This window comes from Clostridium sp. AF28-12 (genome assembly GCF_003435225.1).
Classification (GTDB): Bacteria; Bacillota; Clostridia; order Lachnospirales; family Lachnospiraceae; genus Pilosibacter; species Pilosibacter fragilis.
In genome coordinates this window covers 71,533-92,092 of sequence record NZ_QWGJ01000015.1, presented here as the reverse complement: position 1 = coordinate 92,092, position 20,560 = coordinate 71,533, and the positions used below count along the sequence as shown (strand labels likewise).

The window sequence follows — 20,560 nt, the reverse complement described above, 5'->3', positions numbered from 1 at the left end:
TATAATAATGTCGCAGTATCGTACAGGAGAAACATGATGAAGAACCGTCAACGACAAAAGGATATTTTATTTTCAATCATTATTTTTGGCAGCGCCTTTGCCGTCAATTTGCTGATTCAGAAGCTCTTTACCACGCAGACGCTGGTGCCCATGATCTTTGTGTTCGGCGTGTTTCTGATCTCGCTGAAAACGCATGGGTATTGCTATGGCATCACTTCGGCTATCGTCAGTGTGTTTGCGGTGAATTTCGCCTTCACCTATCCCTATTATGCCTTCGACTTTTTTGTGGAGGAAAGTATCCTGTCCGCCGTCATCATGCTCATCGTCGCCGTTTCCACCAGTACTCTGAACATTCGCATCCGCGATCAGGAGAAGCTGCGCTCAGAAAATGAAAAGGAGAGAATGCGGGGCAATCTGCTGCGGGCAATCTCCCATGATCTGCGCACGCCCCTCACCTCCATATACGGGTCATCCTCCACGCTGATCTCCAAGTATGACGCGCTGCCAAAGGAGCAGCAGCTCAAGCTGTTGGGAGAAATTCAGGAGGACAGCGAGTGGCTCATCCGCATGGTCGAAAATCTCCTGTCCGTCACAAGGATCGACGGTGCAAAGGTCGAGGTTGTGAAGACGCCGACTGTTCTGGATGAGCTGATCGACTCGGTTCTCATGAAGTTTTCCAAAAAGCATCCGAACCAGAAGGTCATCACGCAGATACCGGACGAGTTTGTGGATATTCCCATGGACTCGCTTCTCATCGAGCAAGTGCTGCTGAATCTTCTGGAAAACGCTGTATTCCATGCAAAAGGCATGACGGAGCTGATGCTTTCCGTTTCTCTCGTGGGAGACAAGGCGGTATTTGAGGTCGCCGACAACGGCTGCGGCATTCCGGAGGATGCGCTCCAAAAGATTTTCAGCGGGAGCTATGAAAAGTCCGCCGCGCCGGTGGACGGGACACGCAGCAATATGGGGATCGGGCTATCTGTGTGCGTTGCCATCGTCAAAGCGCACGGCAGTGACATTACCGCAGAAAACAGAAAGGGCGGCGGTGCGGTATTCCGCTTTGCGCTGGAAAGAGGGGGTGAGGACGATGGGCAATAACAAGTACAAGATCCTGATCGTAGAGGACGAGGCCAACATCCGAAGCTTTATCAAAGCCAATCTGGAAACCAGCGACTATCAGGTGCTCTGCGCGGAGACCTGTGCGCTCGGCATAATGATGTACGCCTCCCATCGTCCGGATCTCATCGTTCTGGATCTCGGCCTGCCGGATCGGGATGGTTTGGACTTGATTCAGAAAGTCCGGGAATCGGACACCGTGCCCATCATTGTGCTCTCCGCCCGTTCCAACGAGCGGGATAAGGTGGAAGCCCTGGATCTGGGGGCGAATGATTATATCACCAAGCCCTTTGGCACGGAGGAATTGCTGGCCCGTATCCGCGCCGTTCTCCGCAGTCATCGGCACAGTGAAGAGGAAGAAAGCTCCCCCGGCGGAAAATTCCACCTTCAGGATCTGCTGATCGACTATGATACGCGGCAGGTCTTTGTTGGCAAAGAGGAGATTGACCTGACTCAGACGGAGTACAACATCATGGCGTTTCTCTCCGTCCATGCGGGAAAGGTGCTGACGTATGCCGCCATCATCCGCTCGGTCTGGGGGTATTCAGACTATGGTAGCGTCAAGAAGCTGCAAGTCAACATGAAGAACATCCGCAAGAAAATGGGCGTGACGCCCGGTGAAAAGCGCTACATCATCAATGAGCTTGGCGTCGGATACCGGATGCTGGCGGAGGATGAGGCATAGCGTTGCCAAAGTTCTGCGCCGCTTGACAGGCGTGGTACAATATAAATGAGCTTTTTCCGTTTCTATACCAAACGGAGAAGGCTCATTTTTTGTTTGGAGGATCAAAAATGAAGAGAACATTCAGCACGGAGCTTGCCTATGTATTCGGCATCGTATTTGTCGCGCGGGGCGTTGTCCTGATGGAAAAGGCCGACTTCGGCGTTTCCATGGTGGTCGCGCCTGCATACCTTCTTTACCGTTGGCTGTCTCCCGTGTGGAGCTTCGTCACCTTCGGCATGGCGGAATACTGCTTGCAGGCTGTGCGCGCTGATCAACGGCTATGTCATCGGGCGATTCTCCGCGTTCTATGAAGAGCACTGGACATTTTGCGACCGCTTCCCATGGCGGAAATATTTCGCACCGGACACTGCGACGCAAACGAACGCAGAGTGAAACGCCTTGTATCTCTCCACGCCGGTGCGCAGATAAAAAAGCTGCCCTGCTTGTGCGCAGGGCAGCTTGAATATTCTTAGTAATGTTGCAGCAGGCGATTTTCGCAACTGCGTATCGCCGGTTCCTCTACGCCATTTTTACGCCATTTCTGCGTGGGGATGCGTAGGGAAATAGAAACTTATATGTTTTGACTTCAACCGAAAATGCCTGTCCTATCAAGCTTTATCGGCATTTGTGCGTTTGCGGAGACTTACAGAAACAGGCTCGCTTTCGACGAAGTTATGCTTCGTAATCAGATGCTCGGTAATTCAATTGCCGATGTAGTTCACAAACAGATATTTATCGTGTTTCGAGAGAAGTAAAAAAGATGCAAAGAATAAACGACAACATATTGACAGCATGGTATGAAGTGGATTCTGGTAGATACATTGACACGAAACATAACATCTGATATATTTTACATTATAAATAATGTTATATTTTGGAGAAGCGACATGAAAAATTTGATTAAAAAAATCAGGTTTTATTTGAACATGAGTCAGACCGAGTTCGCAGAGCATATGAATGTGTCTTTTGCAACCGTGAACCGCTGGGAAAACGGCCGGGCTGTTCCTAATAAACTGGCGCAGATGAGATTGCATGAGCTGTGTAAGGCACGGGCAGTTCCGGTTTATGATATGACGTTGGAGAAAATTGCGGAAGCGGCAAAAAAAATAGAAGCTGTTCACGGAAAGGTGCTGCTTTATCATGGATCGAAATCCGGCATAGAAGGAGTTATTGAGCCGAAGAGCCGGAAACAGTGTGATTTTGGCAGAGGCTTTTATATGGGAACAGATCCAGGTCAGGCGTTGACACTGATTTGTGACTATGAAAAATCAAAATTTTATATCGTTTCTGTCGATGTGAATGAGCTTAAATTGCTGAATGTACCAGCAGATATTGAGTGGGCAATGCTTGTAGCATATAACAGGGGAAGAATGGAGAGCATAAAGGATACTGAATTTTATAACAAGTATCGGAATATGGCAGCCGGAAAAGATCTGCTTATTGGAAGCATTGCAAATGACAGGATGTTTTATGTGATTGATAATTTCTTTATTGGAAATATCACAGATGCAGCATCGGTGCACAGTCTTTCTGCATTGCAATTGGGAAGTCAGTACGTTGCGGTGTCACAAAGAGGATGTGATGCAATCCATATTGAATCGGAAATAGAGCTTTCCTATTTGGAGAGAGCATTTATTAAGGAGGTTGCAGAGGAAAATCGTGCACGGGGAGTTTCTCTTGCAAACGATATCTGTAAGAATTATCGCCGTGAGGGACTATTTTTTGATGAAATCCTGGATAACGCCAAAGCCGGAGGAAAACAATGAATGAGATAGCTTTAAAACTCTGTGACATACAGGGAAGACTTTTTGAACTGTCAGCTGATCATAATTACAGTAGTATGGAATTTATTAAATTGTTCATGAATTCTGAAACGGCAAAAGCATTGGATTCTGAGTATAATCGTATGCAATGGGCAGGAGAAGAGTATCTTTTAGATGAGGTCATTGGAAATTCCAAGATAGAAAGTTTAGTCGGCGGAGAAGTATATTCAAAAGATGTTCTGTATTGGATCGGTTATATTTACCGTTATTGGCATTATTACAGCGGTGAGGACAGCAGAAAGATATATAAACAAGCGCCGGTCGAAGTTATGAAACGAAATTACATGATGTTTCATACGATGGATCCGGTTCTTGCGATCGAGAATCTGAAGGAAATTTATAATCAGAAAAGATAAAAGAAACACGTACTGGTTTAAGTCGGATAAAATCAACTTTAGACAGTACGTGTTTTATTAGCAAAACTTATTTCTGACACCCCAGAATCTCCTCCGCCCGCTTCACCGATTCCGCCGTCGGTGGATCCACATCTTTCAAGGTATACGGGATGCCGAGTGACTCCCATTTGTAGATCCCGAGCGTATGGTACGGGAGAACTTCCACCTTTTTCACGTTGGACAGTGTGTCTAAAAACGCGCGGATACCGCGAAGGTTTTCTTCATCGTCGGTCACGCCTGGGACGAGGACGTGGCGGACCCACATGGGTTTGCCGATCTCGTTTAAGTATCTGGCGAAGTCCAGGATGTTCTCGTTGGTGTGACCGGTGAGCGCGCGGTGTTTTTCCGGATCGATGTGTTTTAAGTCGAGCATTACAAGGTCCGTGTTCTCCATGAGAGACGAAAGTTTTGAGAAAAATGGTTCTGTTCTTGTAAACGGCTGTCCCGCAGTGTCAAGCACCGTGCCGACACCGTTTTCTTTTGCAAGGCGGAAAAGCTCCGTCATGAAATCGAGCTGTAAGAGCGGTTCGCCGCCGCTGACAGTGATCCCGCCTTCTTTTCCCCAGTAGCGTTCATAGCGAAGCGCCTGCTTTAAGAGGGCGGACGGGGTCATTTCTTTATAATTGCAGCCGGAAGCGGCAGAGGCAGGATCGCCGGACTGAGGACAGGCATCCGCGCGGTTTCCGGCCAATTTCCAGGTGTCCGGGTTATGGCAGTACCGGCACCGCATATGGCAGCCCTGAAGAAATGTCACAAAGCGGACGCCGGGACCGTCTACGGAGCCAAAACTGTCGATGGAGTGAATGTAGCCTGTTGTTTCCATATCAGATTCCTTTCTCGATGATTCGATCGATTGGTGTATTCAAAAAGTGCGGTGCGGGTATATCATTCATAATCTAAGATCAGCCAGGAACATCAGGTTCCCGGCTGATTTTTGTTATGTGAGTCGAAGTCCATGTTCACAGAGACTGATGTGGTAACAGTCAGACCTGCGAGGTATATCCTGACTCATTTTAAGAAGAAATATATTTTTTTACATTGCCTCATGGCAGGTTCTTGCAATGACATCCAGCTGCTGCTCTCTTGTCAGATCAATGAATTTAACAGCATAACCGGAAACACGGATCGTGAAGTTTGCATACTCCGGTTTCTCCGGATGTTCCATCGCGTCCTTCAGCTTATCAAGACCGAATACATTCACGTTAAGATGATGAGCACCCTGATCAAAATATCCGTCGAGAACATGGACAAGGTTGTTCTTTCTCTCATCCTCAGAATGTCCGAGTGCACCCGGAGCGATCGTCTCAGTGTTGGAGATTCCGTCGAGAGCGTACTCATACGGAAGCTTTGCAACGGAGTTCAAGGAAGCGAGAAGACCATTCTGCTCAGCACCGTAGGACGGTGTAGCGCCCGGAGCAAATGGTGTAAATGCCGCACGGCCATCCGGGAGAGCACCTGTTGCCTTACCGTAAACCACATTGGATGTGATCGTAAGGATCGAAGTAGTCGGCTCGGAATTTCTGTAGGTGTGGTACTTTTTAACCTTCTTTAAGAATGTCTTTAACAGCCAAACCGCGATATCATCCGCACGGTCGTCATCGTTTCCGTAACGCGGGAAATCACCCTCTGTTACGAAGCTTGTCGCCATACCGTTCTCGTCGCGGACAACCTTTACCTTTGCGTACTTGATCGCAGAGAGGGAGTCTACCACGTGGGAGAAGCCTGCGATACCGGTTGCGAAGGTACGCCGTACATCGGTATCGATGAGAGCCATCTCGGCTGCCTCATAGTAATATTTATCGTGCATATACTGGATCAGGTTCAGGATGTTTACATAGATTCCTGCCAGCCAGTCCATCATCAGGTCATACTTATGCATCACCTCGTCATAATCAAGATACTCGGAGGTGATCGGTGCGTACTCCGGACCAGCCTGCATCGGCTTTCCGTCCTTTGTCTTGTACTTCTCGTCTTTACCGCCGTTGATTGCGTAGAGCAGGCACTTTGCAAGGTTTGCGCGGGCACCGAAGAACTGCATCTCCTTACCTGTCTGGGTAGCGGATACGCAGCAGCAGATGCTGTAGTCATCGCCCCATACCGGACGCATCACATCATCATTCTCATACTGGATCGAGGATGTATCAACGGAGATCTTTGCCGCGTACTTTTTGAAATTCTCCGGGAGACGGGAGGAGTAAAGTACAGTCAGGTTCGGCTCCGGGGACGGGCCCATGTTCTCTAAAGTATGGAGGAAACGGAAGTCTGTCTTTGTTACCATGTGACGTCCGTCCTGTCCGAGACCTGCAACTTCCAGTGTCGCCCAAACCGGATCACCGGAGAAGAGCTGGTTGTAGGACGGGATTCTTGCGAATTTCACCATACGGAACTTCATGGTCATATGGTCGATCAGTTCCTGTGCCTGGGACTCGGTAAGTGTACCTTCCTCGAGGTCACGGTTTACGTAGATATCGATAAAGGTAGAGATACGTCCGACACTCATAGCTGCGCCGTTCTGAGTCTTAACAGCGGCAAGATAGCCGAAATAAAGCCACTGGATCGCCTCTTTTGCGTTTGTTGCCGGAGCGGAAATGTCATAGCCGTAGATCTTTGCCATCTCTTTCATACCCTTTAAGGCACGGATCTGCTCTGCGATCTCCTCTCTCTGGCGGATGATCTCATCGTACATTGCGCCGTTTCCACAGAGATCCAGGTCTTTCTTTTTTTCTTCGATCAGGAAGTCGATACCGTAGAGGGCCACGCGGCGGTAGTCACCGACGATACGTCCGCGGCCGTAGGTGTCCGGAAGACCGGTTACGATATGGCAGTGGCGGGCAGCTTTCATCTCCGGTGTGTAAGCGTCAAAGACTGCCTGATTGTGTGTCTTGTGGTACTCTGTGAAGATCTTGTGGAACTTCTCATTTACCTTGTAGCCGTAGGTCTCGGCTGCTTCCTCAGCCATCTTGATTCCGCCGTAAGGCATGAAGGCACGCTTTAACGGCTTGTCTGTCTGGAGTCCGACGATGGTCTCGAGATCCTTTAAGCTTTCGTCGATGTAGCCCGGGCCGTAGGAGGTCAGGCTGGACACGATCTCAGTCTCGCACTCTAAAACGCCGCCTTTTTTGCGCTCCTCTTTCTGGAGTTCCTGAAGACGCCCCCAGAGTTTATCGGTAGCTTCGGTCGGAGCTGCAAGGAAATCCTCGGTTCCGTCGTACTGGGTATAGTTATTCTGGATGAATTCGCGGACATTGACCTCGTCGGTCCATTTTGCGCCCTGGAATCCTCTCCAGGCTTTTTTGAAAACATCAGCGCTTCCGTTTCTGGTATTCTGTTCAGACATGGTGGTTCCTCCTTGTTTCCATTACTATTACATATTGTTAAAAAGGGATCATTCTGAAATCTTCGGTTGTGAAGAAATGCTTCGCCATTATAACAGATCGTGACAGGAAAAAACAATACTTTAAATGAGAACCATTATCAAAATCCGTCATATGGGAAATTTTCTCTTTAGGGAGATCTCAGCTGTTACAGAATCACAGCGCGGCGCAGAATGCGCCATCAGACAAAAGGGCAAAAAAACAGCCCACGGTCTGCGCTATGATTGCCCAGACGGTCGGCTTTCTTCGATCATACTTCACGTGGTTTATCCACTTATCCGTCAGTCATATGATCGGTATAAGCTATATATACCAGATGTTGTGGGGGAAGTCAAGTGGAAATAAAAGGTCTGACCAAAAACGCAAAGGGCAGTAATTCATATGGGTTGACGGAAATGTCCCATGCGGGGTACAATGAAATTATATTACTTTCGGGGGAAACAGGGGGGAATTGCGGATGCTGAGAGTACTGATCGCCGACGACGAGAGCAAGGTGTGCCAGCTGATCGAGAAGCTTGTGGACTGGGATGCGCTTGGGATGGAGGTTGTCGCAGTTGCCGAGAACGGGATCGAGGCGTTGGAAAAAATAAAAGAATTTCACCCGGATATCGTGATCACGGATATCCGGATGCCGGGATATGACGGGCTGGACCTGATCCGGTTGGGAAAAGAGGAAGCTCCAAAGGCAGAGTTTGTGATCATCAGCGGTTACCGCCATTTTGAATACGCGCAGATGGCGATCCGGTACGGGGTGAATGCGTATCTCTTAAAACCGATAAAAAAGGACGAGCTGACGGAGACATTAAAACGCCTCAGCACCCGTTTCCGGGCACAGACGGAACAGCTGAGCCAGGAGGAGAAGACCAGACTGGCGATCAGAAGCGATGAGAAGAACCTGAGACAGGCCTTTTTACAGGATCTTGTGGGGAGAAGAAATAAGGAGACCCTGTCGCAGCCGCTTTTGGAGATCAACCGGGAATTTCACTATCGTTTTGAGCCGGGGGAATTCTGCATCGCCATCTTAAAACTGGATGGGCGTGTCTGCGACGAGGAGCAGAATGTCCAGTTTATGGCGGAGAAAGTCCAGTCTGCGGCGGAAAGATTTTTAAAAGACTATGTTATGGAGACAGAGAATACGGAGCTCAACGGATTCCATTTCTTTCTGTTAAATTATGACGCAGAGGACCGGATGCAGATCCGGAGACAGATGAAAGGCCTGCTCTCGGAAATCCGGGTCCAGGGGGATATTTTAAAGAACCTGTCGGTGACGCTGGCACTCGGAGAGGGCGTGGAAAGTCTCCCGGAGATCGGCAGTTCCTTGAAAAATGCCAGACTCCTCATCGAGGAGCGGCTGCTCGCAGGAACGGGAAAGCTGATGGAAGGAAAGATCGAAAGCGGGGAGTCCTTCGCGGACAGTGAGATCTTCGCGAAATTTAATGACCGGATCGCCCACACGCTCGAGAGTCTGGATTCCTTTGCAGTGCGGGAAGAACTGATCTATCTGAAAACGAAAATGCTGGCTGAAAAGGAGATCAGCGGTCATGAGATCCTTCAGATGACGAAGGAGATCTGCAACCAGTACCTGTTTTTTATGAAAAAGTACCGCCTTCCGGTGGAAGAGAACTTTATGGAGAACTTCAGCGTCAGTGCCGACAACTGTGCAGATGCGGCGGAGCTTTTCGATTATCTGACGAGACGGATCACGACCTCCTACGAGAAGGCGGCGAGATTAAAGAGACAGGACGAAAACCGGCCGATCCGCGTGGTGAAAAAGTATGTGGAAGAACATTTTGAAGAGCCGCTGACGCTGGAAGAACTCAGTCAGGTTGTGGATCTCTCCCCGACGTACCTTAGCACGATCTTTAAAAAGGATACGGGGATGACGTTTCTGGAATACCTCTCGAAGGTTCGCATGGACATGGCAAAAAAGCTCTTAAAGGAGACAAATGACACGGTGGCCGATATCTGCGGGAAGGTCGGCTACAGTGATGTGCGGTATTTCACGAAGACCTTTACAAAATATGCGGGCTTAAAGCCCAAGGAATACAGAAAGCTGTACTCATGATGGAGAAGAAACATACCGATGAGAAAAATTACCTGTCCGTCCGGATCAAATGGTGCGCACTTCTCGCGGCCGGGCTGATCGGGGCATTCCTCGTGGAGATGTGGACTGTCTGCATTCGGGAGATGCGGCCGTTTACGATTCCGGCGGCCTTTACCGTACTTTTTGTCCTTCTGGCGGCAGCGGTCCATCGCCTGGTTCTTGTGCCGTACAGGGAGACGAGGAAGATATACGAGCAGTTTGTCATGGGATACGTCATGGAAGACCTGTTCAAGGTCCGCTATCCGTTTTCACCGGAGAGCGAGCAGGCAATTCTGCGCTTAAACGAGATCATCGACCGCAGCAACCTGATTGCGATCTCGAAAAAACAGGCGGAGTATCTGGCACTTCAGAACCAGATCAACCCACATTTCCTCTACAATACACTGGAGGGAATCCGAAGCGAGGCGCTGATTGCGGGGCTTGACAGTATCGCGGAGATGACGGAGGCGTTGGCGACCTTCTTCCGGTACACGATCTCAGATCTGGAAAACCTTGTGACGCTGGAGGACGAACTGGCCAATATCGAAAATTACTATTATATCCAGCAGTTCCGTTTCGGTTCAAAACTGGATCTCAGCATCCGCTACGAGCGGGACGGGGACGATGATTTCAGTGAAATGGACTTTTTACAGTGTAAGCTTCCGAAACTGACACTTCAACCGATCGTGGAAAACTCCATCTATCATGGAATCGAGAGAAAGATCGGGAAAGGCCACCTCGTGATCCGCATTAGTGCCAGCGAGGAACGGCTTTATATCAGAATCTCCGATGACGGACAGGGAATGACGGACGCGAAGTTAAAGGAACTGAATGAAAAACTGCGCCGCCTGGGCGACGAGACGGACGACCCGGAAAAAGACGGGGAGAAAAAGCAGACCAGAGGCGGAATCGCCGTCGTGAACGTCAACCGACGGATCAAACTGCTTTTTGGCGAGGAATATGGCATCCATGTCTACAGCAAAGAGGAAGTCGGAACCGATGTTGTGGTAGAGCTTCCTCTTGTGCGGGAAGAAAACAGGCAGGGGGGATGGCGGTGAGAAAGGAACTTCTCAGAATTTCCCATGTGAGTCTGGAACGGGACGGGGAGCAGCTTTTAGATAATCTCGAGTTCCAGATGTTTGCCGGTGAGATCTTTGGTCTCGTGGCGCGGAACCGGAAAGGCCAGAAGGAGATGGTGGATCTGATCTGCCGGAACGATCCGATTACGCTGGGGTCTGTCTGGTATGACGGGAAGATCGTAAACAGCTACTCTTACAGCAGCGGGGAGTCCAATAAGGTGGCGCTCATCGAACAGAAGAGCCATCTTGTGCAGGGCTTAAGCGTTGTGGACAACCTTTTTATCCTGCGGGAAGGTTTTAAAAAGTACTTTATCAACGAACAGGTGATCTTTCAGCAGGCAGTACGGTTTATGGAAGAACAGGGACTTGAGGTCGAGCTCAATAAGCGGGTGGAAAACCTTTCGGAGCTGGAGCGGTGCTTTGTGGAGCTCGGCAAAGCACTGTTATCCGGCTGCCATCTGGTCATCGTGGACAATCCGTCAAACTACCTGAGTGAATATGAGCTTTATAAGTTTCAGCGGATGTTAAAAAAGATCCGGAAAGAGGGGATATCCGTTCTCTATATCGGAAACCACCATCAGGAGCTCTTTAAGATCGCGGACAGGACGGCCCTTTTTTCTGACGGGTATATCTACAAGGTCTTTGAGCGGGATGAGATGACGGACGAGAACATGGCGCCCTATACGTCGGAATGGAAGATCCTGTCGACGGAAAATGAACAGGAGAACGATGACGGAATCCTGCATTTTCACACGGTGGGGGCCGGAAATCTGAACGGGTTGAGGTTTATTTTACACCGTGGGGAGTGTGTGACGCTCCTTGATAAGGAAAATAAGATCGCCGGGGACATGATGGACCTTATGACCGGGAAAATGCGGTGTAAGTCCGGATGGATCACGGTGGATCATGTGACTTATACGCAGAAAAAAGCAGGGAATTATCTGGATGAGGGGATCGCTGTAATTCCGGCAGACGGGGTGAACCGCCTTTTGTTTCTGGAAATGAGTTATATGGAGAATCTGACATTTCTTCTTGACCGGAAGCTGAAGAAGAGCCTGATCCCGGGGAAGATCTATAAGAGCATCCACTCGGAGTATCTGCCGCTTGTAGGGCCGGTGATCGATGCGCCCTGTGTCCGGGATATCCCGCAGGAAGACCAGTTCGCGCTGCTTTACCATAAGATGAATCTTCTCAGACCGCGGGTCATGGTCTGTATCCAGCCGCTGGCGAAAGGCGATATGTTCTGCAGAATGAAGATCTTAAATGCTCTGCGGGAGATCCAGAAGCAGGGAACGGCAATCCTTATGATCACCTCCAGCGTCTCAGATACCATGGACATTTCCGACCGTCTGCTTGTGGTGGAGCAGGGGAAAGTTGCGGCATCGTATGACAGGAGCGAGTTCAAACGTATTGTGAGGTAGAGCACTCGTTCTGGCAATAACATTGTATAGCAGGTCGTTGCACCCCGCTGCGCTGACCGTAAGAAAGATCAGGCTGTTGTATACATCAAAATATTGTCCCCCATAACCGTAGGATTGTCCTCTGTTAGGAGGGAGATTTTTCATGTAAGATGGAACTAACAGGAGGATTATATGAACGAATACATAGGGATTGATATCGGCGGAACGAAGATATCGGTGATCCGTGGGGACGCGGCAGGAAATATCCTCGAAAAGAAAAAATTCGCGACGAAAACGAAGGACGAGACCTTAAAAGAGATCTTTGAGGACGTTTCGGAGCTCATGAATGAGCATGTAACCTCCATTGGTGTCAGCTGCGGCGGACCGTTAAACAGTAAGACGGGCGTGATCTTAGGACCGCCGAACCTTCCGGGCTGGGACGAAGTACCGATCACGGACATGCTCACAGAAACGTTTGGGATTCCGGCATATCTAAAGAATGATGCGGATGCCTGCGCAGTGGCGGAATGGAAGTTCGGAGCCGGAAAAGGCACGGAGAACATGATCTTTCTCACCTTCGGAACGGGAATCGGCGCGGGACTGATCTTAAACGGGAGACTCTATGAAGGAAGTACCGGAATGGCCGGCGAGACAGGCCATTTAAGACTCTTTGAGACCGGACATATCGGTCACGGAAAAGCCGGATCCTTTGAGGGATATGTGAGCGGCGGCGGGATCGCCCAGTACGGAAAAGGAACTGCAAAAGAACTCGGAAAACGGGCGGCGGAAGGTGATCCTGAGGCGCTGGCACTCTGGAACGAGATCGGCGAAAATCTCGGAAAGCTTCTGGCGATCCTGATCGATCTCTTTAATCCGGAGGCGATCGTCATCGGAAGCATCTACGCGCGGGCCGGAGAGTACATGAAAGCGGGCATGGAAGCCGTCATTGAAAAAGAGGCACTGCCCGGAAACGTGAAGGCCTGCCGGATCTTTCCGGCAGGACTGGGAGAGAAGATCGGAGATATTGCGGCGCTGAGTGTTGCGATGCATACGAAATAAAATCGAAAATGTGGCTGCAAACGCCGGATGAAGATGCAAAACAGCTGCAAAGGGAGTAAACAGAAAGCGGGGGAGAAGATGGGCGAAGTAATTGTTTCAATGAAAGACATCGTCAAGACATTTCCGGGCGTAAAAGCCCTAGATCATGTGAATTTTGAACTCCGTTCCGGTGAGGTCATGGCACTTCTCGGAGAGAACGGAGCGGGGAAATCCACACTGATGAAGATCTTAAGCGGCGTCTATACGAAGGACAGCGGGACGATGACGATCTTCGGAACGGAATATGAGAATCTGACTCCGAAACAGGCACAGGCCGTCGGCGTCGCGATCATTCATCAGGAATTAAACATGTGCCGCCATTTATCGGTTGCGGAAAACATGTTCCTTGGAAGAGAAAAGGTAAACGGGATCGTCTTAAATGACAGGGAGATGGAAGCGGAAGCGGCAAAGATCCTCGGGGACTTAAAGATCGATATCGATCCGCGACAGACCGTCGGCGATCTTCCGGTATCCAAGCAGCAGATGGTCGAGATCGCAAAAGCACTTTCGATCCACGCGAAGATCCTCATCATGGACGAACCGACCTCATCCCTGACAGCGAAGGAGATCGAAGAGCTGTTCCGGATCATCCGTCAGTTAAAGGCGGACGGATGCGGAATCGTCTATATTTCCCATCGTCTGGAGGAACTCAAGGCCATCGTTGACCGTGTAACGATCATGCGGGATGGCCAGTATATCACAGACGGAAACTTTAAGGATATGACTATGGATCAGATCATCGCGAACATGGTCGGCCGTGAGATCAAAGAACAGTTCCCGAGAGTCTCCTGCCCGAAAGGAAAGAAGATCTTCGAGGTGAAAAACTTAAATGCCGGACATCTCGTCCGCGACATCAATTTCTCCCTCTATGAGGGCGAGATCGTCGGATTCGCGGGACTGATGGGAGCGGGACGTACCGAGACAACGAGAGCGATCTTCGGAGTTGACCCGAAGACCAGCGGGGAGATCTTTCTGGATGGAAAAGAGGTAAAGATCAGTTGTCCGATGGACGCCATCAAAGCCGGAATCGTTCTGGCACCGGAGGACCGCAAAAAAGACGGCCTCTGCACGAAACTGAGCATCCGCCACAATCTGGCGCTTCCGAATCTGGATCTGATCTGCAGCAAGCTTGGTGTTATCAGCAGAAAGCAGGAGGATGACCTCTGTGAGAAAGCAGTGAAGGATCTTCTGATCAAGACCCCGACGGTGGAAGTCAATGCGGGCAACCTCTCCGGTGGAAACCAGCAGAAGGTCGTTGTCGGAAAATGGCTGGCGAGAAACTCGAGAGTCGTGATCTTCGACGAGCCGACGCGAGGCATCGACGTAGGCGCGAAGGTCGAGATCTACAACCTGATGAATCAGTTGAAGAAACAGGGAATCGCCGTTATGTTCGTCTCCTCGGAGATGCCGGAGGTCTTAGGAATCGCGGACCGTGTCATCGTCATGTGTGACGGAAGGATCACCGGTGAGGTCATAGCGAAAGAGACGACCCAGAACGAGGTACTGAAGTTCGCAACTGAGTTCGAGCAAAAGAAAGCCGTTGGATGAGGGAGGACAGGATGATGAATGAAAAGAAACAGAGCGCAGTAAAGCGGATCCTGGGAACGCGCGGAATGGGAGCGGTCATCACCGCCTTCGCAGGTCTGATCATTATTTATGTAGCGTTCGGTCTTATCGACCGTAAAGTATTTGCCGGACAGAATGTCATGAACCTTTTACGATCCATGTCAAAATATCTTCTGATCGGCGTCGGACAGAGCTATCTTCTGATCACCGGAAATATCGATCTTTCCATCGGCTCCATGGTCGGAATGAGCGCCATGATCTCGGCAACCCTGATGGCGATGGGCGTGAACCCGTTCGTGGCTATCGCAGTTGCAATGATATGCTGTCTGGTCACAGGTGTTGTAAACGGTATGTTAGTCGGAAAGTTTAAGCTTCCGCCGTTTATTGCGACCCTTGGTACCATGTTCGTGACACGAGGCGTTGCCTACATGGTCAACAATAACCGAAACACGGACGCCATCGCCACCGGTATCGGAAAGGAAGCAGGAGATAAGTTCCAGAACTTCTTCTATTATGGAAAGACACTTGGTGTTTACAACACCTTCTGGATCGCTCTCGTGATCTTTCTGATCTTCTTCTTCCTGCTCTCAAAGACCCGTACAGGAAGACATATTTACGCCATCGGCTCCAACGTGGATGCTGCGAAACTGTCCGGTGTGAATGTTGTAAATACAACAATTAAGGCATATCTGGTAAGTGCTGTCTGCGCGTGTGTCGTTGGTTATATCCTCTGCGCACAGGCAGGAATGGGCAACATGGAAGCAGGAAACATGTACGAGATGTACGGTGTTGCGGCCGGCGTTATCGGCGGCATCTCCCCGCTCGGCGGAACAGGACTTCTGCTCGGTACATTCGCAGGCGCGGCTGTATGGCAGACACTTGAGAACGGACTGAACATGATCGGTGCACAGGTCGGCATTCAGAGACTGGTCATCGGTATCATCGTTGTATTCTCCGTACTCTTAGACGTAGTTGTCCGTTCCGGAAACTTTGGAAAGAAAGCCACTAAGTAAAAACGCAGCTGCTACTTGCGTGCGGGCGCACAGTCCGTCTGGCTGTCTGACAACATTTTATCAAGTATATTTAACCCAGGCAACTTTAGGGGGTTACATATAAGAAATATTAAGGAGGATTTTTATGAAAAAGAGAGTATTGGCACTGTTAAGCTGTGCAGCCCTTGCGGCAGCCAGCATCACCGGCTGTTCCAGCCAGAAACCTGCAGAATCCGCAGCTGCGTCTGCAGAGGCAGAGTCCACCACAGGTGCTCCGTCCAAAGAAGTCGGCGATTATAAGATCGCGCTGATCACCATGGACTCCATCGACCAGCACTGGGTAACCTTAAACGAGGGTGCTCAGGAAGAGGCGAAAGAGCTCGGCGTGACAGTAAGCTTCATGTCCCCGAACACAAAGGATGACGCTCAGCAGATCGAGTGCGTAAATAACGCAGTCGCAGGCGGCTATCAGGCGATCATCGTAGCGGCAAACGGCCCGGACGCGATCTCTTCCGCACTGAAGGAAGCAAAGGACGCGGGCATTAAGATCGTATACGTTGATTCCCCGGCAAACGTGGAGGCAGAGGCAACCTTCTCCACAGACAACGAGGCTGCCGGTACAACAGCAGGAAATGAGATGTTAAAAGCACTCAAGGACGCAGGCGTTACATCCGGTAAGATCGGTATTGTAAACGTAAATGCGGCAACTGATTCCACCGTTAAGAGAGAAGCCGGATTCCGCAAAGCATTCGAAGGAACCGATTTTGAACTTATGGAGACACAGTACGGCGAAGGTGACGCAGCGAAGTCCCAGACCATCGCTGAGAACTACATCACACAGGGCGTTGTCGGCATCTTCGGCTGCAACGAGGGGTCCACGACCGGTACCGGTAATGCAATCAAGGCATCCGGCAATACAGGTATCATCGGCGTTGGTTTCGATAAATCCGACGCGATCATGAACCTTATCAATGACGGATATCTTCTCTGCACAATGGCTCAGAACCCGGATCTCATGGGTAGAGACGGTGTTGAGGCAGCTGTCCGTGCGCTTCAGGGTGAGACATTTGGCGGTCTTGTAACGGATACAGGCGTTTCTGTCATCAAGGCAGGCAACACTGAGGATGCAGCAGGAACAACCGATGTGACAGCAACAAAAGACTGGAAGATCGCGCTGATCACCATGGACTCCATCGACCAGCACTGGGTAACCTTAAATGAGGGCGCTCAGGCAGAGGCAAAGGCACTTGGCGTGACAGTGAGCTTCATGTCCCCGAACACAAAGGACGACGCTCAGCAGATCGAGTGTGTGAACAACGCAGTCGCAGGCGGCTATGAGGCGATCATCGTAGCAGCAAACGGCCCGGATGCGATCTCTTCCGCATTAAAGGAAGCAGCTTCCACAGGCGTGAAGATCGTGTATGTTGACTCTCCGGCAAACGTGGAGGCAGAGGCAACCTTCTCCACAGACAACGAGGCAGCCGGTAAGACTGCAGGCGATGAGATGATCAAGGCTCTCGAGGCAGCAGGCATCACATCCGGTAAGATCGGTATCGTAAACGTAAACGCAGCAACAGATTCCACAGTTAAGAGAGAAGCCGGCTTCCGTTCCGCATTCGAAGGAAAAGGTTACGAGCTTATGGAGACCCAGTACGGCGAAGGTGACGCAGCGAAGTCCCAGACCATCGCTGAGAACTATATCACACAGGGTGTTGTCGGTATCTTCGGCTGCAACGAGGGATCCACAACCGGTACCGGTAATGCCATCAAGGCATCCGGAAAGACAGACATCGTAGGCGTAGGCTTCGATAAATCTGATGCGATCATGAACCTCATCAACGACGGATATCTCCTTTGCACAATGGCTCAGAACCCGGATGTCATGGGTAAAGAGGGCGTTAAGGCAGCTGTCAGAGCATTAGAGGGAGAAGAACTCGGCGGCGCTGTAAGCGATACTGGTGTATCCGTTCTGAAGAAGAACTAATTAAGAACTGTAAAAAGGAAGATCCATCTATCAAAGGAAGAACCCTGAGTTGGTGAACCCAGTTCGGAAAAACTGAATGACAGGAAGAGTGCTGGTCTGGAAAAATAAACTGGAAACCGGCACGAAAATGAATTAAAATAACGGTAGCTTCCGCGCGACGGACAGTTACTGAAACATGTAACGCAATGGAACGCCGGACCGCAAGGATCGGCGTTCCTGCATATCAGGGACAGGAGGACATTTGTATGAAACGCAGTGAGATCAACGCGGCTTTAAAAGAGATGGAACAGATGATCAGGGAATACCAATTTGCGATCCCGCCGTTCTGTAATTTCACACCGGAAGAGTGGAAGGAAAAAGGACATGATTACGATGAGATCCGTGACAATATGTTAGGCTGGGATATCACAGACTACGGTCTCGGTGATTTTGATAAAGTCGGGTTCTCCCTGATCACGATCCGGAACGGAAACCTGAAAATGAAGGACAAATATACAAAATCCTACGCGGAAAAACTCCTGTATATCAAAGAAGGACAGTATTCTCCGATGCACTTCCACTGGTCAAAGATGGAGGACATCATCAACCGCGGCGGCGGAAATGTGCTGATTCGTGTATACAATTCCACAAAGGATGAGGACCTTGATAAAGTGAACGATGTCCATGTCCATGTGGACGGCAGAGAGATGGTCGTTCCGGCCGGCACCCAGGTGCGCCTGACTCCCGGCGAGAGCATTTCCATCTACCCGTACATGTACCATGATTTCGAGGTGGAAGAGGGCAGCGGCCCGGTTCTCTTAGGTGAGGTCAGCCAGTGCAACGATGACAACGTGGACAACCGTTTCTATGAGAAGATGGGAAGATTCCCGGAGATCGAGGAGGATGAAGCACCGTATCGTCTGCTGTGCAACGAATATCCGGAGGCAAAATAGATGACAGATCAGAAAACGCTGATGGCGGTCTGCGGTCATATGGATCAGATCGCCGGAGTCCGTCAGATGGAATTTCAGGATGGGCGGGCAGCGGGACTTCGCTGTGCGATGATTCATAATGGACCGCTGGAGCTTCCGCTGATGCTCGATAAATGCCTGGACCCGGCCTGGATCCGGTATAAGGGGATCAACTTAAGTCTCCTCACAAAACCGGGGCTTCAGGGGAGAAATCCCTATGATACTGCGGGAGACGAGGCGGTGCGCTCCATTATGGGCGGCGCGATGTTCACCTGCGGTCTTGGAAATGTCCACGGAAACCGGGTGGTGGACGGTGTGGAATATCCGGTTCACGGACGGATGAGAACAACCCCGGCGGAAAAGATCTCCATGGACGCGTTCTGGGAGAACGGGGAGTATAAGATTTTGGTGTCCGGGGAGATGCGGGAGGCACAGATCTTTGGTGAAAACCTGGTACTCAGACGAACGATTGAGACGACTTACGGCAGCCGGGAGATCGTATTCACGGACGAGATCGAAAATCAGGGCTTTGAGGACCAGCCGCTCTGTTTTCTCTATCACTGCAATGCCGGATACCCGTTTCTGGTGCCGGGGCTGCGGGTCGTGATGCCATCGATCTTCTGCGGTCCGAGAGATGCGGACGCAAAGGCAGGCGCGGCGGCCTGGAACGTCATGGAGGAGCCGGTGGAGCATGCGCCGGAGCAGGTATTCCAGCATGAGCTGGCAGCGGATCGTAATGGAAATACGTTTGCGGCATTTGTCAATGACGAGCTGCAGATTGGGCTCTGCATTCGTTTTGAAAAATCTGTGATCCCCTACCTGACCCAGTGGAAGAGCACGGCGGCCGGAGATTTTGCGATGGCGCTGGAGCCGACGAACTGCGGATTTGACGGGCGGGCCGGAAAGACGCAGAGTTTAAAGCCATTTGAGAAACATGAGAACCGGATCCGATTCCAGATCCTGGACGGAAAAGACGAGATAAAACAGCTGGAAGATGAGTGCAGGGAGGTATTGGAATGTACGATGTGATCGCTCTTGGTGAGCTTCTGATCGATTTTGCGGCAAAGGAGACGGATGCGGATGGATATCCGACTATGAAGGCGAATCCGGGCGGTGCGCCGGGAAATTTCCTTGCAGCGTTAAATAAATACGGAATGAAGACGGCATTTCTCGGGAAAGTCGGAGATGATGCGTTCGGAAAGCTCCTCTTAAAGACATTTGAGAAAGCCGGGATCGAGACAAAGGGGATCGTGACTGATCCGTCGGTGTTTACGACGCTGGCGTTTGTGACCTTCTCGCCGGAAGGAGACCGCTCCTTCAGTTTCGCAAGAAAACCGGGAGCGGATACGAGACTGAGCTTTGAGGAGATCGACCTTGCGATGATCGATGAGGCATCGGTCTTCCATTTCGGAACCTTAAGCCTCACGGATGATCCGGTGCGCACGGCGACGAAAAAATGTGTGGAATATGCGAAGAGACAGGGAAAATTCATCACGTTTGATCCAAACTTAAGACTTCCGCTCTGGGAGACAACGGATGCGGCAAAGGAGCAGATCTTATGGGGACTTGCACATGCCGATGTGGTGAAGATCAGTGATGAGGAAGTGGAGTTCCTCTGGGGGATCACGGATGAGAAAGAGGCGGCGAAGAAGCTCCTCGATGAGTTCGGGATCCGCCTCGCGATGATCACGATGGGACCGAAGGGGGCGTACCTAGCGAACCAAAACGGCGCTGCATACGCAAAGTGCCCGGAGGTAAAACCGATCGATACGACAGGAGCCGGGGATATCTTCGGCGGGAGTGCTGTTTCAAGACTCTTAAAGACCGGGAAGAAGCCGGAAGAGCTGGGAGTGGAAGAACTTGTCTTTATCGGCAAGTTTGCCTGCACGGCGGCGAGTCTTTCGACAACACAGTCGGGCGGGATTCCGAGTATTCCGGAGGAAGATGTGGTCCTGGAGAGAATATAGGGATAAATG

General features: G+C 50.5%; 17 protein-coding genes and 1 riboswitch. Of the genes, 15 read left to right on the top strand and 2 right to left on the bottom strand.

The genetic code is table 11. The features are described 5' to 3' along the window. Positions 1-33 precede the first annotated feature (33 nt). From DWY93_RS12810 to DWY93_RS12790, 5 genes are all read left to right on the top strand, one after another. Positions 34-1,098 (top strand): DUF4118 domain-containing protein, encoded by a 1,065-nt coding sequence (locus DWY93_RS12810; RefSeq protein WP_181968545.1) that lies wholly within the window; start codon positions 34-36, stop codon positions 1,096-1,098. Further along, positions 1,088-1,801: a response regulator transcription factor gene (locus tag DWY93_RS12805; RefSeq protein ID WP_117470470.1), complete on the top strand. Its 714-nt coding sequence runs from the start codon at positions 1,088-1,090 to the stop codon at positions 1,799-1,801. The genes DWY93_RS12810 and DWY93_RS12805 overlap by 11 nt, the downstream gene beginning before the upstream one ends. 89 nt (positions 1,802-1,890) lie before the next feature. After that, positions 1,891-2,151 carry a hypothetical protein gene (locus DWY93_RS12800; RefSeq protein ID WP_147324208.1) on the top strand — a complete coding sequence of 87 codons (261 nt, stop codon included), beginning with the start codon at positions 1,891-1,893 and terminating at the stop codon, positions 2,149-2,151. Positions 2,152-2,727: 576 nt separating this feature from the next. Next, positions 2,728-3,606, top strand: a complete 879-nt coding sequence (locus tag DWY93_RS12795; protein WP_117470468.1) for a DUF3990 domain-containing protein — start codon at positions 2,728-2,730, stop codon at positions 3,604-3,606. Next, positions 3,603-4,019, top strand: a complete 417-nt coding sequence (locus DWY93_RS12790) for a hypothetical protein (RefSeq protein WP_117470467.1) — start codon at positions 3,603-3,605, stop codon at positions 4,017-4,019. Before DWY93_RS12795 ends, DWY93_RS12790 begins: the two co-directional genes overlap by 4 nt. 67 nt (positions 4,020-4,086) lie before the next feature. Here DWY93_RS12790 and DWY93_RS12785 read toward each other — a convergent pair whose 3' ends face one another. Then, positions 4,087-4,881 carry a radical SAM protein gene (locus DWY93_RS12785; RefSeq protein WP_117470466.1) on the bottom strand — a complete coding sequence of 265 codons (795 nt, stop codon included), beginning with the start codon at positions 4,879-4,881 and terminating at the stop codon, positions 4,087-4,089. Positions 4,882-5,091: 210 nt separating this feature from the next. Further along, positions 5,092-7,395: a formate C-acetyltransferase gene (gene pflB, locus DWY93_RS12780; protein WP_117470465.1), complete on the bottom strand. Its 2,304-nt coding sequence runs from the start codon at positions 7,393-7,395 to the stop codon at positions 5,092-5,094. A 256-nt stretch (positions 7,396-7,651) separates the two neighbouring features. Next, a riboswitch (ZMP/ZTP riboswitch) is annotated at positions 7,652-7,731 on the bottom strand. A gap of 158 nt (positions 7,732-7,889) precedes the next feature. Here pflB and DWY93_RS12770 point away from each other — a divergent pair. From DWY93_RS12770 to DWY93_RS12725, 10 genes are all read left to right on the top strand, one after another. Beyond that, a complete protein-coding gene (locus DWY93_RS12770) occupies positions 7,890-9,497 on the top strand; it encodes a response regulator (RefSeq protein WP_117470463.1) in 1,608 nt (535 codons plus the stop codon). Beyond that, a complete protein-coding gene (locus tag DWY93_RS12765; RefSeq protein ID WP_347466164.1) occupies positions 9,494-10,573 on the top strand; it encodes a histidine kinase in 1,080 nt (359 codons plus the stop codon). Before DWY93_RS12770 ends, DWY93_RS12765 begins: the two co-directional genes overlap by 4 nt. After that, on the top strand, positions 10,564-12,015 hold the full coding sequence (locus tag DWY93_RS12760; protein WP_117470462.1) for an ATP-binding cassette domain-containing protein: 1,452 nt from the start codon (positions 10,564-10,566) through the stop codon (positions 12,013-12,015). The genes DWY93_RS12765 and DWY93_RS12760 overlap by 10 nt, the downstream gene beginning before the upstream one ends. A 171-nt stretch (positions 12,016-12,186) precedes the next feature. Further along, positions 12,187-13,053, top strand: a complete 867-nt coding sequence (locus tag DWY93_RS12755; RefSeq protein ID WP_117470461.1) for an ROK family protein — start codon at positions 12,187-12,189, stop codon at positions 13,051-13,053. A 78-nt stretch (positions 13,054-13,131) separates the two neighbouring features. After that, the gene (locus DWY93_RS12750) at positions 13,132-14,640 is read left to right on the top strand and encodes a sugar ABC transporter ATP-binding protein (RefSeq protein ID WP_015552480.1); all 1,509 of its coding nucleotides are present in this window, start codon (positions 13,132-13,134) and stop codon (positions 14,638-14,640) included. 14 nt (positions 14,641-14,654) lie between these two features. Continuing rightward, positions 14,655-15,671: an ABC transporter permease gene (locus DWY93_RS12745; RefSeq protein WP_015552481.1), complete on the top strand. Its 1,017-nt coding sequence runs from the start codon at positions 14,655-14,657 to the stop codon at positions 15,669-15,671. Positions 15,672-15,795: 124 nt separating this feature from the next. Then, on the top strand, positions 15,796-17,634 hold the full coding sequence (locus DWY93_RS17880; RefSeq protein ID WP_015552482.1) for a substrate-binding domain-containing protein: 1,839 nt from the start codon (positions 15,796-15,798) through the stop codon (positions 17,632-17,634). Positions 17,635-17,879: 245 nt separating this feature from the next. Beyond that, complete coding sequence (locus DWY93_RS12735; RefSeq protein WP_015552483.1) at positions 17,880-18,566, top strand: D-lyxose/D-mannose family sugar isomerase; 687 nt, start codon at positions 17,880-17,882, stop codon at positions 18,564-18,566. Beyond that, on the top strand, positions 18,567-19,613 hold the full coding sequence (locus DWY93_RS12730) for an aldose 1-epimerase family protein (protein ID WP_015552484.1): 1,047 nt from the start codon (positions 18,567-18,569) through the stop codon (positions 19,611-19,613). Beyond that, positions 19,601-20,551, top strand: a complete 951-nt coding sequence (locus DWY93_RS12725; protein WP_117470460.1) for a carbohydrate kinase — start codon at positions 19,601-19,603, stop codon at positions 20,549-20,551. Before DWY93_RS12730 ends, DWY93_RS12725 begins: the two co-directional genes overlap by 13 nt. The last annotated feature ends 9 nt before the right edge of the window (positions 20,552-20,560 follow it).